Raw genomic sequence first — 14,127 nt, 5'->3', positions numbered from 1 at the left:
CGTAGGCTGGGTGCAGATCGTGCCCTACCCTCATCGCCATCCTCGCGGCCATCGGGCATCTTCCGCGCATCGCCGGCTGCAGTGGATGCACTGCTGGGCGCCATCGGCGCGGGCGTGGCGGCGATGGGCTGGGACACCGCGTTCCTGCCGGCCCTGCCCGTGGGGCTGATGAAGGTGCTCTCCGGCGCCGGCGCGCGGGGCCTGATGATCGACGTCATGCAGACGCACGGCGTCGATTCCTTCGCCGGCCGCCTGGCCGCCATCGTGCAGGGATCGACGGAAACCACCTTCTACGTGCTGGCGGTGTACTTCGGCAGCGTGGGCATCCGGCACGCGCGGCATGCGCTGGCGTGCGCGCTGGTGGCGGATGCGGTGGGGCTGGCGGCAGCGATCGGGGTGGGGTACGCGATGCTGCGGTGAGGGGGTTGACCCCGGCTGGGCAGGGCCCAGACGACCACGGGCACCGGCCGATCAATCACCTGCGCGATCTTGCGATCGCGAGTCAGCCGTACTGTTTTTGCTCATGCGCCTGTTGAAGCCTTTGTGCATCCCACACGCCTGCCTTTGCTGCCAGGAGGAGCATGCCCAAGGTAATGGGTCGGGTGCGCTTGCTTTTCTTGAAAGGGGAAAGCAGCCAGAGACCTTCTGCGCCGAAATAGTCGGATGGCCGGTAATCGCCTGGGGCCACATGGAACCTGGAAGCAAAATTTTCCATGAAATGAAAGGCGTCATCGCCGGTCAGGCCCAGGTCTTTGACCAGATCGGTATGGGGCGTGTAATCGATTTGCTTTCCCAGCTGCCTTAATCCGACGGAATCCACAGACGATGCCAGCTGAACCAGGTCTTTCCATAAGTCGGAAGGGGCGGCGGCTACCATAGGCGGTCTTCTTTCTTCGCGAGGGCGTTGTACTTCGTGATCGACTGGTTGATGATCTGGAAAACATCGTATGCCAGCACGGTCCAGCCGACGCCAGGAACCAGGCGCCCCACGAAGGCACCGAGGCTCCTGGTGAAAGTCAGTCTGAGCGTTCTCAAGCTGGCCCCCGTGAGGGTCGGCAAAGCAAAGGGCATTCGCTGCTGCAGCATTTTTCTCGATACCACCGAAGCGATCGATGTTCCTCGGGTCGCTCCTGCGAATTTACCGCGTGTCGGCAGGAATGGCTGCCCTGAAAGGATGGCAGCTGCAGCGGCGATATCGACCCCGCCCAGTTGATCCAGTGTCTGGTCGATGGCTATCCACAGGAATAATTCTTCCGGAGAAAGGTCGGCGAGGTCATGGTATTGATAGGTATTTGACAGGATGACTCCCTTTGTTATTGATCATGCAGGATTGAAGCATTAACCCATCCGATTATTTCGCTCTCCATTGTTGATTTTGTTTTCAGAAGAGAAAATTGATGACCGACGCTCCGCAACGCCCCGACCTGCCCGACCACCTCTCCATCGACCCGCGCAGCCCGCACCATGTCGCCGCCGTGTTCGAGCACGACATCGGGATCCGCTTCAATGGAAAGGAGCGCTTCGACGTGGAGGAGTACTGCGTGAGCGGGGGCTGGGTGAAGGTGCCCGCGGGCAAGACGGTGGACCGCAAGGGCCGGCCGCTGATGATCACGCTCAAGGGCGCGGTGGAAGCGTTCTACAAGTGAAAACCCCGCCATGCCGGCGGATTGTTTGCCTGGTGTGCTATTGAAAATGTATCAAACGGGCGGTGGTGCCCATCGCGGCGGGGCACCGTCTGCCGGGACATCCGCCGCGCGCCCTCAGGCGCGGCTCACTCGCACTGGAAGCGCGTCTGCAGCGTGGCCGGGTTCTTCGTGGTGCTCGATCGGGCGGTGCAGCGCTTCACCGCGTCGTCCACGCGCTGCACCACGCGCACGGCGCCGCCGGCATAGTCGCACGCGAGGAACTTGCCCTGCGGGTAGTCGCCTTCGAAATTCCACACGGCCGTGGCGCCCCCCTTGCCGGGCTTGTCCGACTGGGGCATGAGGACGGCGCCCTGGGCGGGCGGGCCGTCGAAGACGTTGTGGCCGGTCAGGCGCAGGGGGCGCTGGTCGAGCACGATCTCGGTGCCGGCCGGCAGGCCGGCGGCCTCCGCGCGGGGCGAGGTGAGGCGCACGGTGGCCGGGCAGTCCAGCGATGCCGTGGCGGCAATCGCTGGAGCGGACACGCCAGAGAAGAGCGCTGCGGTAAGGGCAACCAGCGCCGCCGCTCGGGCTGCAGGGCGGCGCAAAAGGGGGGTGGAGCGCATGTGGGCCTTTTCTTGGTCGATCACTCGATGACGGAATACGCGGCGGCGTTGTTGCTGGGATCGGCGAAATCCCCGTTCTTGCGCTGGACTTTCGGCCGGATGTAGCGCATGGAGACCTTGGGTTTTTGCGTATCGCTCAGCCACTGGTCCATGATCCAGATGCCGCCAGGGTCCTGCGAGATGAAGAACGCGGCGTGGTTGCCCGTGGGCAGGCTGCCGTAGCGTCCTTTGTCGTTGAAGGTGGCGATGGCCGTGCCTTTCTTGATGTTGGCGTTGCCGAAGACGGTCTCGCCCGGTTTCCAGGAACTGGTGTGGGGCAGTTGCGCATAGTGCTGCAGCAGGGCCACGCAGTGCTTGCTGCCGACCTTGCTGGTTCCCTCCAGGGCTTCGGCGTTTTGGTAGATGTAAGGCATCGTCGAGTGGGCGGACAAAAGCAGCGATCCTAGTCGGCCGCGTGCCTTTTGCCCTGGCTGTTTCCAACCGTTTCAAACCCGCTCGAAGATGGCCGCGATGCCCTGCCCGCCGCCGATGCACATCGTGACCAGCGCATAGCGCCCGCCCGTGCGGTGCAGCTCCGCGACGGCCTTGGTCGTGATGATCGCGCCGGTGGCGCCCACGGGGTGGCCCAGGGAGATGCCCGAGCCGTTGGGATTGACCTTGGCGGGGTCCAGGCCGAGTTCCTGGATGACGGCGCAGGCCTGGGCGGCGAAGGCCTCGTTGGCCTCGATGACGTCCATGTCCTCGATCTTCAGGCCCGTGCGCTGCAGCACCTGGCGCGTGGCGGGCACGGGGCCGATGCCCATGTAGGCCGGGTCCACGCCCGCGTGCGCGTAGCCGACCAGGCGGGCGAGCGGCTTGGCGTTCAGCGCGGCCACGCGGTCGCCGGCCACCAGCACCACGGCGGCCGCGCCGTCGTTGATGCCCGAGGCATTGCCGGCGGTGACACTGCCGCCGTCCTTCTTGAACGCGGGCTTCATGCCGGCCAGCACGTCCAGCGTGGTGTTGCCGCGCACGTGCTCGTCGGTGTCGAACAGCACGGTGCCCTTGCGCGTGGCGATCTCGACCGGAACGATCTGCGCCTTGAAGTGCCCGGCGGCAATGGCCGCGGCGGCGCGGTGCTGGCTGGCGGCGGCCAGTTCGTCCTGCATGGTGCGGCTGATGCGGTAGCGCTCGGCCACGTTCTCGGCGGTGATGCCCATGTGCATCTTCTGCCAGGGGTCGTGCAGGATGCCCAGCATGTAGTCGATGCTCTTGGCGTCGCCCATGCGCTGGCCGTAGCGCGCGGCGGTGTCGAAGTAGGGGCCGCGGCTCATGGATTCGCTGCCGCCGCCGACGGCCACGTCGCAGTCGCCCAGCACGATGGCCTGCGCGGCCGACACGATGGCCTGCAGTCCGGAGCCGCACAGGCGGTTGACGTTGAAGGCCGGCGTCTCGATGGGGCAGCCCGCATCGATGGCGGCCACGCGGGCCAGGTAGGCGTCCTTGGTGTCGGTCGGGATGACGTTGCCCATGACCACGTGGCCCACCGTGTCGGGTGCGAGGCCGCTGCGTTCGATGGCGGCGCGCGTGACCGTGGTGGCCAGCTGGCTGTTGGGCACGTCCTTGAGCGTGCCGCCGAAGGTGCCGATGGCGGTGCGGGCGGTGCCGACGATGAAGACGTCGCGGTGGTTCATGGCAGGGGTCTCCTCAAGGAATGAATGAATGGACGGACAGGTGCTGAAAATCGGGGGCCGGTCGTTGCGCTGCGCTGCGGATCGGACGGAATGGTAGGGCCGGGCGGCCGGCAGGGCAGGCGCGTGGGCGTCAGCGGCCGCTGCCGTGTGGTGCCCTGCCGCGCAGTTTGCCTACCGCCCTTCGAAGCGCGGTTTTTCCTTGGCGTAGAAGGCGGCGATGCCCGCGGCCAGGTCGGCCGTGCGCGCGCAGTCGCCGAAGGCGCGGGTTTCCGCCTCCAGTTGCGCGGGCAGGTCGCGGTCGAACGAGGCGCGCATCAGCCGGCGCATGTGGCCCAGCGCCACTGTGGGACCGGTGGCCAGGCGCTCGGCGAGTGCGTCCACCGCCGCATCGAGCTGGTCGGCGGGCACCACCTGGTTGACCAGGCCCAGGCGCTCGGCATCGGCGCTGGTGAGCGTGTCGCCGAGCAGGGCGATCTCCAGCGCGCGGCGCAGGCCCACCTGGCGCGGAAGGGCCCACGAGGCGCCCACGTCGCAACTGGTGCCCAGGTTGATGTAGGCCAGGTTGAAGCGCGTGCCCTCGGCGGCGAGGATGAAATCGGCCAGCAGCATCAGGCTCATGCCGGCCCCGGCGGCCACGCCGTGCACCTTGGCGATGACGGGCGCATCGATGTTCGCGAGCAGGGTGGCGGCCTCGTTGAGCGGGCCCAGCAGGTCCGCGGCGCCCTGGACGGGGTCTTCGCGCAAGGTGGCCAGATCGCCCCCCGCCATGAAGCCCTTGCCCGCGCCGCACAGCACCACGGCGCGCACGCCCGGATCGGCCGCGATGCTGCGCGCGGCCGCGCACAGGGCCTGGGCCATGGGCACGTCGATGGCGTTGAGCGCGGCCGGGCGGTGGAACTGCAGCGTGGCGATGGTGCCTTCGCGGCGAAAGACCAGGGGCGGGCTGGCGGCGTCGGGTGCGGGTGGCTGCGGCATCGTTGTCTCCTGTGTTGTGCTATTGAAAAATGAGCTGCTACCGCTTTTGCTGCAGCCATTTGCGAGGCTTTTTTGCCTGGAGGGCAAAGAATGCTAGGGCATGCTGCTATCTTTTTAACGGGTGTGCAAAACCATCCTCTAAGCGACTTTGGGATGTTCGAGCTTTTGCAGTGCCGAAAAGAGTTGCTCGACATTCTGCGAATCGAAGATGCCCTCTGGCCCCTGAGCGTGGATGTCCGTGAAAGGAGACGCGTAGAGCCTCTCGGCAGGCATTGCGCCGTGGTCAGTGAGGTGCTGGACGATCTCTTCGATGAATTGCAATTGGGATGCAGTCGCGGTGCCTGAAGTGACCCAATGGGCAAATGCCAGTGTTGCCGCTTCGCGATCCAGTCCGACCAACGATCTGACAAATGCCGGCAGACTGGTGTGCAGCGTACAGGCCCGCGCGATGTCGTGCGGCGTTGCGCCGGCTTCATGCAGCAATGCTTCCAACTCTTGCAGGTCGGCGTGGGTCAGCGGTTGGTTACGGCGCAACTTATGCAGGGCGATCCGGCTTTCGTGAGCGCGCAAAAACACCTTGGCTTTGCTGCGAAAGCGATCAAAGTTCACCGCGCTGGTGACCAATGGCAGCTCCACATCGGTCGCCTCGTCCACCACGTCGGTGAAGTCGGTGTAAATCGGTTTTCGGCCGCTTTTCTCGATCAGTTTGATCAGGCTGCGAAGTTTGCGCCGCGCTTTCTCCAGCATGGGCAAAGTGACGTCCTGCCACCATTCATCGCGTGCAATCGCTTCGATGATCAGCAGGTGTTCTCGAACGCTGGGCACATTGCTCAATTCCAGCAAATTGGCAGCGAGCTGCTGAACTTTCGTTTGCAGGCGGGACAATGAGGCTTCTTGCCGCAGCATCGCCAGTTGTGTTCCTAGCATCAGCGCATCGAATCGCTTCGCGTCTTCGTCATCGTCTCGCACGCTGGTGGGCAGCCCCGAAAGATGCAAGGCCACGTCAGCCAACTGCTCTGCCGTAGGTCGTTTCCAGGACTCGGTCTGAGACCAGGTTTCTACCCACTGGCGATGAGGCCGCACCACAAAGTTATTGAGCGACATGCCTCTCACCATGGCGTGCAGCATTTCCACGGTGTCGTGACGGATGACGGCTTCCGTCATGACGAGCGGATACCGCGCCTCGTCTGCCACTCCGTGGCGCTGCTCTTGTTGTCGCTGGTCCAGCAAGCCGACCAGTTCCAACCTTGCATTGAACAGCCGCTGCGACAGCGGCTGCGCCAGCGCACCCTCGCTGCCCTCCAGCGCCTGGCTGAAAAATTCCAGGTTCTGGCAAAAGTCGAAGATGAAAAAGTCCTTCTTGTCCTGCTCTGGCCCGTACAGATCTTTGCAAAGCCGCGTGCCGCGCCCCACCATCTGCCAGAACTTGGCCTTGGAGCGCACGATCTTGAAGAACACCAGGTTCACCACCTCGGGCACATCGATGCCAGTGTCCAGCATGTCCACAGAGATGGCGATGTGCGGTGCGCGGTCCTTTTGCGCAAAAGCATCGATGAGCGATTGCGCGTATTCGGTCTTGAAGGTGATGGTGCGCGCAAATTCGCCCCGGTATTCAGGGTAGTTGGCGTTGAACCGGTCCTGGATGAACTCTGCATGCCTCTGGTTCTTGGCAAAGATGATGGTTTTTCCCAGCCGGTCGCCACCCGCCACCTTGTGGCCGCGCTCCCTCAGCAGGGCCAGCATCTTGTCCACCGTGTCGGTGTTGAACAGCCACTGGTTCACAGCCTCGGCGCTCACCTCGTCGGGGGTTTCGCCACCTTCTTCGTCCCACTCCAGCGCGTCCCACTGGTCTTTTTCGTCATCGCTCAGGTCGTTGTAGCGAATGCCTTCGCGTTGAAACTTCAGCGGCACTGACACCGCCCGGGGCGGCGCCAGGTAGCCCTCGGCAATCGCGTCGTCCAGCCCGTAGGCATCGGTGGGGACGCCGCTTTCCAGGTCAAACAGGCTGTATGTGTTGCGGTCGATCTCGTCCTTGGGCGTGGCGGTCAGGCCCACCAGCAGTGCATCGAAGTAGCTGAAGATGGCGCGGTACTTTTGGTAGATGGAGCGGTGCGCCTCGTCCACCACGATCAGGTTGAAGTGCCCCACGCCAAAGCGGCGCTTTCCACCGCCGGCGCCCTCGTTGATGAGCCCCATCATCGTGGGGTAGGTGGACACATACACCCGCCCCTCAGTGGCGCGGTCGGTCACCAGGTTCACCGGTGCAGCATCGGGCAAGTGGGCTTTGAAGGCATTCACCGCCTGGTTCACCAGCGCCACCCGGTCGGCCAGAAACAGCACGCGCTTGGCCCAGCCTGCGCGCATGAGCAAGTCCACCAGCGCAATCACTGTGCGCGTTTTGCCCGCACCCGTGGCCATCACCACCAGGGCCTTGCGGTGCTGGTCGCGCTCAAAGGTTTCGGCAATGCGGCGGATGGCGCGGTGCTGGTAATGACGCTCCACAATGCCCGCCGCAATCGGCAAGTCGGCCAGCGGCTTGCGCGTGGTGCGGCGCTGGTGCATCAGCTCCAACTCGTCCCGCGTATGAAAGCCCTGCACCGGGCGCGGCGGGCTGGTGGTGTCGTCCCACATCCAGTGCTCGTAGCCATTGGTGCCGTAGATCACGGGGCGGTGGCCGGTGCTCTTTTCCAGGCAGTCGGCATACAGGCGAGCCTGCTGCTGGCCCTCCTGGGCGCTGCGGTGGGTGCGCTTGGCTTCCACCAGTGCCAGGGGCCGCTCGCCGCTCCACAGCACATAGTCCACAAAACCTTTGCCCTCGTGGTTGGGCATGCCTTGCACTTCAAACTCGCGGTCACGCGGCTGGTCCAGCGCCCAGCCGGCTTCTTTGAGCAGCAGGTCGATGAACAGGTCGCGCGTGGTGGCCTCGTTGTAGTCGTGCGCGGTGGCGGGCTGCGCTGCGTTGGCGGCCTTGGCAGCAGCAATCTCGGCGCGGTAGCGGGCCAGCTCTGCGTCCAGCGCGGCATTGCGGGCGGCGGCTTCGCGCAGGGCGGCATCGCGTTCGGTCAGGGCTTGGGCTTGCTTGGCCAGGGCCTCTTGCGCTGCCACTTGGGCGGCACGGCTGGCAGCTTGCTCCGCAGTGGTGTCGATAGCGGTGGGCTTGGGCAACAGGTCCCCGCGAAACTGCAGCCCTGCCGCGGGTCGGTCGCCAACTCGGCGCGCATAGTGTTGCGCCAGCCAGAAGGCCACATGGAACAGCTCGCGCAGCGCGTTGAGTGCGTCTTGTGGTGGCACCGGACGGGCGTGGTGCACAGCCTGGTTGCCCAAGCGGCGAATCACGTCCATCTTGGCGTGCACCGCATTGCCCACCAGTTGCTGAAAGCTGGGTTCAAACAAAAATGCCGACAAATCCGCCTTGTACGGCATGCGCAGGCAGCCACCACGGCCTCCTTCGGCCTGGTAGAGCCAGGCCACGGCCAGCTCCAGCGTGCGGCGGGCATAGAAGCAGGCGGTGCGCGGGTCCGTGTGGGCGGCGGCCTCGGCGCGGCGGGCTTCGGCCAGCAGGTCGGGCCAGTCGGGTTGCAGGAAGGCGAAGTTGGACGTGGCGCTCAAGAGACTCCCTCCGATGCTCGAACGGTTCTAAAGATTTTCTAAAGCTGAGAGACCGGCCGAAATCTTTAGATCTGGTTTTATAAGTCTTTGTTTTACAAAGATATTCTTACGATTGCTGCAAATCCTAAAACCTTTTGGGGTGAAGCATGGCTTTAGAAATCAGGCTGATGTCGTGAGATCGCATCGATCAACGCCAGCTTGAGGCTTTCGGAATAGTCCTCTTCGTACAGCAGTGAAGCGATGATCTCCCGCAGCAGATCCTTGTCCACCACATTGCTCGCCACATACACGGCGATGTTTTCCATTTCCAGCACAAACCGCTTGACCACATAGTCGTAGCCGTTGAGTTCCAGAAAGTACGCGCCCAAGCCGATGGACGAGCGCTTGTTCCCGTCGTTGAATGGGTGGTTCTTGTTGACGGAATAGACCAGGTGGGTCAGCTTGTCGGCCATCTCCGGGTAGTACCAGTCATTCTGGATATGGCCCAGCACGCTTTCCAGGTGCTCCACGTTCTTGACGCCACCCAGCCCACCAGAGTTTTCAATGATCCACGCCTGCATACGCATGGCGTGGGCCACATCGAAGTACAGGTAACGCAAGCCTTCGTGCTCGTCCATCTCAGCGGTCCTTCAGGCGCTTGAACACGGCCAAGGTGGCGGGGTCGCTCAGGCGGTCTTCCAGTGACTTGCTGGTTTCGCCCAAAAAGCGATCAAAGTCGGCTTCTGGAACGGACTGGATATAAGCGTCTAGCTTGTGGTGCAGCGCGTCACGAAAACCCCAGTCGCGGCTGGCCATCTTGGTGCGAGCGTCCAGGATGAGCGGCTTGAAGAGAGGGTGGCTTTCAAAGCGTCCGAACAGCGCCTCTACCTCCTGCATGCTCAGCTTGCGCTCCAAACACTTGAACTCCAGCTCCAGCTCATGGGCGATGCCCGCTTCAAAGCTGGCAATCAAGGTCAGCACCTCGGAATACATCGTCTCCCGAATGCTCTCCTTGGCCGCAAGCTTCAGCACCTTGCGGTATTCGGTGGCGTTCTCGCGGAAGATGCATTGGTAAATCAGGTTGGTGAAGCGAACATATTTCCACTGGTGCTCCACCACAAAGTGGTCTAGCGCATCGGTGAATTGCTTGCGGTAGCTCTGCTCCTGGAACGTGGCCGTCAGGTAATGCTCATCGCGCTGGTTGATGTACTTGGTATGCCCGCCCGTGCGCTCGGCCAGCACGTCCATCACGATGTCGAGCAAGCGCGAGCGCACGGCCTTGGCGCGTTCGCTCTCCGTCAGCAGCATGGCCAGGTTGAGAACGGCCCGGAAGCTGAACACGCCCAGAATGCTGGTTTTGGTACCCTCATTCATGAGGGTACCATCCACTAAGTCTTTGAATTCATTAAGAATTTTCCCACGAAGCAGCTGGTAGCCATTGGCCTTGAGTTCTTCCCCGTGGTTGCTGACGTAGCGCTCCACGGTGGCATCGCTCACCTCAAACAGGGCCATCACCTGCTGTTTGGTGAACACCCTCTGCCCCTGAAACACCACCCCGCCCAGTTGCAGGTGCTGCTCTGCCGCCTGCAAGGCAAAACGGTTGTTCAGGATGTTCTGGCGCTGCAGTTGTGCAGTGGTGAGGTCGTTCATTTACAAGGCTCCGGTAAACGCCCGCTGCTGCAGCGAGGCAAACAGCGCATCCAGCGCGGCCAGGGCGCGGCGGTGGGTGGCTTTGAGGGCTTCGATGGAGGCGATGCGGGTGGCGAAGGTTTGTTGGAGGGGGAGGGGGGCCCATGAACTCGATGGCTTCAAACCGCGATTTGCTAACCATGCCCTTCATCCCGCTTGTTGATGCGCCTTGGATCAACTTCTTTCCAACAACAATTTGCGCGTAGGCAAAGTGCGCATCCAGATCAACAGGAATGAATGCATTGATCTGCTGGTTGAACGCGACCTCTCGATCCGCCATGGCTGCATTGCCTATGCAATCTGGACTTCCCGCAATACAAGTCACCAAGATTGAGTTCGGTGGAACCACCCGGCCAACAGCCTTTCCAGCTTCTGACAAGCCCTCTGTTGCCTTGGTCACGTAATAGTGCGGGGTGTTCAAGTTGTCCGACTTGATCCACTCCACCGAATTTCCGTAGTAGGCGGACACATCCCGAGAAGGCGTGTTGCCAGTGACAACTTTTCCCAAGCTCGAAACAGGCTTGACTGGCCACCCCTTCGGATTCGCCACCGGGTCCCCAAACATATCGAGAAAGAGGGACTGGGTGAGGCTGTCGAGCAGGGCCAGGGCGGTGCGGCGTTGGGTTCGGAGGGTTTCGGCTTGGTCGAGGATGGCGGCGATGCGGCGTTGTTCCTGAAAAGGAGGTAGGGGTACAGGGAGTGCTCGCAGAATTCCTGCATTGATATTGACTTGCGCGACACCGCGAGCGCGCCTTTCTAAATCTCGGACCACGCTATCCAAGTAGAAACGCAAATATGAGGCATCAAGCCTGTCCGGACTTATCGGAATCAATCCAGCGATTGCTTGATTGGTTGCCGCAGGCACACCCAGAACTGCAGTCCGGCCAATAGTCGCAAAGATCGAGATCAAGACGGTGCCAGCCGGCAGCAACTTTGCCGAGCTATTTGCGAGCCCGCTCTCCGAAATGCCTTCTTCGGTTCTTGTCACATAGCCTTGGAGCATGTCTCCTATCTTCACCCAAGGGATGCTTCCATCGAAGTTTCCGGAATCGCTGCGGGAAGGAGTACCTCCAGTCACCACTCGACAAAGCGCGTCAAGTCGATGGGTATCTATGGATGTCACTTCAACATCCCTTCCAGTTCCCCCATCCCCCGCGCAATTTCGTCTTCCAGCGCCCGCAGCTCCGCCAATATCTCCCCCGGCGCCCGGTGCTGCACCTGCGCATGCACCACTTCCTTGTAGCGGTTGATGCTCAGGTCATAGCCATTGGCCTCGATATCCGCCTTGGGCACGCAGAAACTCTGGGCGGTGCGGGGGCGGTCGCGTTCGGTGCCGTTCCTCTGCCCCCAGCGCTCCAGCACGTCGGGCAAGTTGTTCTTGGCGCGCTCTGATTCTGATAGCTGGTTACGCCCGCCAGTAAAGCGCTGCAGGCCTAAAAGGCTTGCATCCAGTAGCGGCTGGCGCTTGTCGTCCAGGCTCCAGCCGTCGGCCTGCATGTCGTAGAACCACACGGTGTCGGTGCCGCCGCTCATGGTCTTGGTGAAGAGCAGGATGGCGGTGCTGACGCCCGCATACGGCTTGAACACGCCGCCGGGCAGGCTGATAACGGCGTCCAACTTTTGCTCTTCCACCAGCTTGCGGCGCAGTTCCTTGTGGGCCTTGCTGCTGCCAAAGAGCACGCCGTCGGGCACGATGACGGCGGCGCGGCCGCCGGTCTTGAGCAGGCGCAGGAACAGGGCCAGAAAGAGCAGCTCGGTCTTTTTGGTTTTGACCATCGTATAGAGGTCTTTGGCTGTGCTCTCTTGGTCCAGGCTGCCGGCAAACGGTGGGTTGGCCAGGATGAGGCTGTAGACCCCTGCATCGCCCGCTGCACCTTCCGAAAGCGAGTCGCGGTATTCAATGGCGGGGTGTTCCACGCCGTGCAGCACCATGTTCATGCTGCCGATGCGCAGCATGGTGTTGTCAAAGTCGTACCCGTGGAACATGCCGTTGTGGAAGTGCGCGTTTTGCGTGGGCACGCGCAGCATGTCGGGGTAGGTGCGGCGCAGGTATTCGCCTGCGGCCACCAAGAATCCGCACGTGCCCGATGCCGGGTCGCAGATGGTGTCCTGGGGCGTGGGGGCGGTGAGTGCCACCATCAAATCGATGATGTGGCGCGGGGTGCGGAACTGGCCGTTTTGCCCGGCGGATGCGATCTTGCCGAGCATGTACTCGTACAGGTCGCCCTTGGTGTCGCGGTCGTCCAGCGGAATGGTGTCGAGCAGGTCCACCACCTTGGCCAGCAGGCCGGGTGTGGGGATGGTGAAGCGGGCATCGCGCATGTGGCGGGCGAAGGCAGTCTCTGCCGCGGGGCCGCCCGACATTTGCAGGCCGCGCAGGAAGGGGAAGACCTGGTTGCTAAGCACGTCAAACATGTCGGCGGGCGCCATGTTCTTGAAGCGGGACCAGCGCATGTCGTCGAACGACCGGCCGTTGGGATCGAGCCCCACAGGGATGAGGCGCACGGGCTGGGTTTTGAGCCGCAGGGCTTTGTTGTCCTCGCGGATCTGATCGCTGTCGAGGGCGCGCAGGAAAAGCAAGTAGGTGATCTGCTCGATGACTTCGATGGGATTGGCGATGCCACCGGACCAGAAGGCATTCCAGACCTGATCGACCTTGTTTCTCAATTCACCGGTAAGCATGGGGACAGTGCGCGTGGCGCTTCAAGCAAAGAAAGCGGCGAGTCTGCCATGGGAGGTTGCCTGATGGTCGGGACCGTTCTGCCTGTTTTTTGGCTTCAGCGCATATCCACGTAGTACTGGCAGCTATCAAAAGATGAGCTAACTTCCCGTCGGTCCCGCCAGATCGTCCAGGATCGGGCAGTCCGGCCGCTCGTCCCCCTGGCAGCAGCCCACCAGCGACTGCAGCGTGCGCTGCATGGCCTGCATGGCGGCGATGCGCTGGGCCAGATCGTCGATGTGGGCTTGGGCGATCTGCTTGACGTGGGCGCTGGCGCGGCGCTTGTCCTGCCACAGGCCGAGCAGGGTGGCGATCTCCTGCATCGAGAACCCCAGGTCGCGGCTGCGGCGGATGAAGCGCAGGGTGTGCACGTCGGCCTCGGTGTACTGGCGGTAGCCGCTGCCGGTGCGCGCCACGCCGGCCAGCAGGCCCAGGGCCTCGTAGTGGCGCACCATGCGCGGCGAGACCCCGGCCCGCTCGGCCGCGGTGCCGATGGGCACCGGGCCGCCCTGCGGTGCGGCCGTGGCGCTCATGCGGCGACCGTGTAGCCCTCTTCGGTGATCGCGGCGGCCAGCGCGTCGCGCGCCCGGTCGCTCTCGACCACCACCTTGCCCTGGGCCAGATCCACCTGCACGGTGGCGTCGGGATCGACCTGGCGGACGGCGTGGACGACGGCGCGTTCGCAGTGGCCGCAGGTCATGCCGGTGACTTGGAGATGGTGTTGCATGGGGTGCTCCGTTCGGGAAAGGGTGGAAGAACAATGGGTGCCAGCATCATGAACCCTGACATGGTGGCAGAGTCAAGCGGCCCCGTGCTTTCCGCGGGGCGCTTGACCTTGCCATCGCGTCAAGGTTTAAGGTGCCCACCATGAACCCGACACCCACCGCCCCGCCATCCCCCTCCGATTCCGCCCCGGGCACGCTCGACCTGGGCATCGGCGGCATGACCTGCGCGAGCTGCTCGGGCCGCGTGGAGCGCGCACTGCGCAAGGTGCCGGGCGTGCAGGATGCCACGGTCAACCTGGCGACCGAGCGGGCCCATGTGGTCTATGCGGCCAGTGCTGCCGATGTGGCCGGTGTGGCCGGTGTGGCCGGTGCGGGCGCGGCGATGGAGGCGCAGCTGCGCCGGGCGGTGCGCAACGCGGGCTACGAGCCCCGCGCCCCGCAGGCGCAGGACGCCGAGCGCGCGGCCAGTCGCCCTGGGCGGGCTTCGGGCCGGTGGCCCTGGGGGCTGGC

The 14,127-nt window shown here is 63.4% G+C and carries 14 protein-coding genes and 2 pseudogenes; 3 read left to right on the top strand and 13 right to left on the bottom strand.

Features of this window, described 5'->3' with window-relative positions:
* Positions 1-420, top strand: a pseudogene (locus AC27KI_RS11705) (nucleoside recognition domain-containing protein); the annotation flags it as partial.
* An 82-nt stretch (positions 421-502) separates the two neighbouring features.
* Here the strand turns inward: AC27KI_RS11705 and AC27KI_RS11700 are convergent.
* Together AC27KI_RS11700 and AC27KI_RS11695 are read right to left on the bottom strand one after the other, a co-directional pair.
* Entirely contained in the window at positions 503-877 is a 375-nt protein-coding gene (locus AC27KI_RS11700) for a DUF1493 family protein (RefSeq protein WP_487090164.1), read from the bottom strand.
* Positions 871-1,299 carry an STM2901 family protein gene (locus AC27KI_RS11695; protein ID WP_487090169.1) on the bottom strand — a complete coding sequence of 143 codons (429 nt, stop codon included), beginning with the start codon at positions 1,297-1,299 and terminating at the stop codon, positions 871-873. The genes AC27KI_RS11700 and AC27KI_RS11695 overlap by 7 nt, the downstream gene beginning before the upstream one ends.
* Positions 1,300-1,397: 98 nt before the next feature.
* On the opposite strand from AC27KI_RS11695, the gene AC27KI_RS11690 reads away from it, so the two are divergent.
* Positions 1,398-1,646, top strand: coding sequence for a DUF3297 family protein (locus AC27KI_RS11690; RefSeq protein WP_284397321.1), 249 nt, complete (start codon positions 1,398-1,400; stop codon positions 1,644-1,646).
* A gap of 125 nt (positions 1,647-1,771) precedes the next feature.
* On the opposite strand, the gene AC27KI_RS11685 is transcribed toward AC27KI_RS11690, so the two are convergent.
* From AC27KI_RS11685 to AC27KI_RS11635, 11 genes are all read right to left on the bottom strand, one after another.
* Positions 1,772-2,248 carry an STY0301 family protein gene (locus tag AC27KI_RS11685; RefSeq protein WP_317356845.1) on the bottom strand — a complete coding sequence of 159 codons (477 nt, stop codon included), beginning with the start codon at positions 2,246-2,248 and terminating at the stop codon, positions 1,772-1,774.
* Between the two features lie 20 nt (positions 2,249-2,268).
* Complete coding sequence (locus tag AC27KI_RS11680) at positions 2,269-2,661, bottom strand: BPSL0067 family protein (RefSeq protein ID WP_284430500.1); 393 nt, start codon at positions 2,659-2,661, stop codon at positions 2,269-2,271.
* Between the two features lie 72 nt (positions 2,662-2,733).
* Positions 2,734-3,921, bottom strand: a complete 1,188-nt coding sequence (locus tag AC27KI_RS11675) for an acetyl-CoA C-acyltransferase family protein (RefSeq protein WP_284430499.1) — start codon at positions 3,919-3,921, stop codon at positions 2,734-2,736.
* Between the two features lie 171 nt (positions 3,922-4,092).
* Positions 4,093-4,896 (bottom strand): enoyl-CoA hydratase/isomerase family protein, encoded by an 804-nt coding sequence (locus tag AC27KI_RS11670; protein ID WP_487113925.1) that lies wholly within the window; start codon positions 4,894-4,896, stop codon positions 4,093-4,095.
* Between the two features lie 138 nt (positions 4,897-5,034).
* Positions 5,035-8,505: a DEAD/DEAH box helicase family protein gene (locus AC27KI_RS11665; RefSeq protein WP_487113923.1), complete on the bottom strand. Its 3,471-nt coding sequence runs from the start codon at positions 8,503-8,505 to the stop codon at positions 5,035-5,037.
* 152 nt (positions 8,506-8,657) lie between these two features.
* Positions 8,658-9,122: a type II toxin-antitoxin system death-on-curing family toxin gene (locus AC27KI_RS11660; RefSeq protein WP_487113921.1), complete on the bottom strand. Its 465-nt coding sequence runs from the start codon at positions 9,120-9,122 to the stop codon at positions 8,658-8,660.
* Between the two features lies 1 nt (position 9,123).
* Complete coding sequence (locus tag AC27KI_RS11655; protein ID WP_487113930.1) at positions 9,124-10,074, bottom strand: DNA-binding protein; 951 nt, start codon at positions 10,072-10,074, stop codon at positions 9,124-9,126.
* Positions 9,983-11,251 carry a restriction endonuclease subunit S gene (locus AC27KI_RS11650; RefSeq protein WP_487113928.1) on the bottom strand — a complete coding sequence of 423 codons (1,269 nt, stop codon included), beginning with the start codon at positions 11,249-11,251 and terminating at the stop codon, positions 9,983-9,985. Before AC27KI_RS11650 ends, AC27KI_RS11655 begins: the two co-directional genes overlap by 92 nt.
* A 41-nt stretch (positions 11,252-11,292) precedes the next feature.
* Positions 11,293-12,855 (bottom strand): type I restriction-modification system subunit M, encoded by a 1,563-nt coding sequence (locus AC27KI_RS11645; RefSeq protein WP_487113919.1) that lies wholly within the window; start codon positions 12,853-12,855, stop codon positions 11,293-11,295.
* A gap of 138 nt (positions 12,856-12,993) precedes the next feature.
* A complete protein-coding gene (cueR, locus tag AC27KI_RS11640; protein ID WP_487113917.1) occupies positions 12,994-13,425 on the bottom strand; it encodes a Cu(I)-responsive transcriptional regulator in 432 nt (143 codons plus the stop codon).
* Positions 13,422-13,619: a heavy-metal-associated domain-containing protein gene (locus tag AC27KI_RS11635; protein WP_272566301.1), complete on the bottom strand. Its 198-nt coding sequence runs from the start codon at positions 13,617-13,619 to the stop codon at positions 13,422-13,424. The genes cueR and AC27KI_RS11635 overlap by 4 nt, the downstream gene beginning before the upstream one ends.
* Before the next feature lie 140 nt (positions 13,620-13,759).
* Between AC27KI_RS11635 and AC27KI_RS11630 the strand changes: the two are divergent.
* Positions 13,760-14,127 (top strand): annotated as a pseudogene (locus AC27KI_RS11630) (cation transporter); the annotation flags it as partial.

This window comes from Acidovorax sp. KPB24-03, assembly GCF_057546605.1.
Note: the sequence above shows the minus strand (reverse complement) of the source record. Positions and strands in the feature narration are given on the sequence as shown.

Coding starts and splice junctions, on each gene's coding strand:
- AC27KI_RS11700 (WP_487090164.1), bottom strand. CDS start 877: ATGGTAGCCGCCGCCCCTTCCGACTTATGGAAAGACCTGGTTCAGCTG.
- AC27KI_RS11690 (WP_284397321.1), top strand. CDS start 1,398: ATGACCGACGCTCCGCAACGCCCCGACCTGCCCGACCACCTCTCCATC.
- AC27KI_RS11685 (WP_317356845.1), bottom strand. CDS start 2,248: ATGCGCTCCACCCCCCTTTTGCGCCGCCCTGCAGCCCGAGCGGCGGCG.
- AC27KI_RS11680 (WP_284430500.1), bottom strand. CDS start 2,661: ATGCCTTACATCTACCAAAACGCCGAAGCCCTGGAGGGAACCAGCAAG.
- AC27KI_RS11675 (WP_284430499.1), bottom strand. CDS start 3,921: ATGAACCACCGCGACGTCTTCATCGTCGGCACCGCCCGCACCGCCATC.
- AC27KI_RS11670 (WP_487113925.1), bottom strand. CDS start 4,896: ATGCCGCAGCCACCCGCACCCGACGCCGCCAGCCCGCCCCTGGTCTTT.
- AC27KI_RS11660 (WP_487113921.1), bottom strand. CDS start 9,122: ATGGACGAGCACGAAGGCTTGCGTTACCTGTACTTCGATGTGGCCCAC.
- AC27KI_RS11645 (WP_487113919.1), bottom strand. CDS start 12,855: ATGCTTACCGGTGAATTGAGAAACAAGGTCGATCAGGTCTGGAATGCC.
- cueR (WP_487113917.1), bottom strand. CDS start 13,425: ATGAGCGCCACGGCCGCACCGCAGGGCGGCCCGGTGCCCATCGGCACC.
- AC27KI_RS11635 (WP_272566301.1), bottom strand. CDS start 13,619: ATGCAACACCATCTCCAAGTCACCGGCATGACCTGCGGCCACTGCGAA.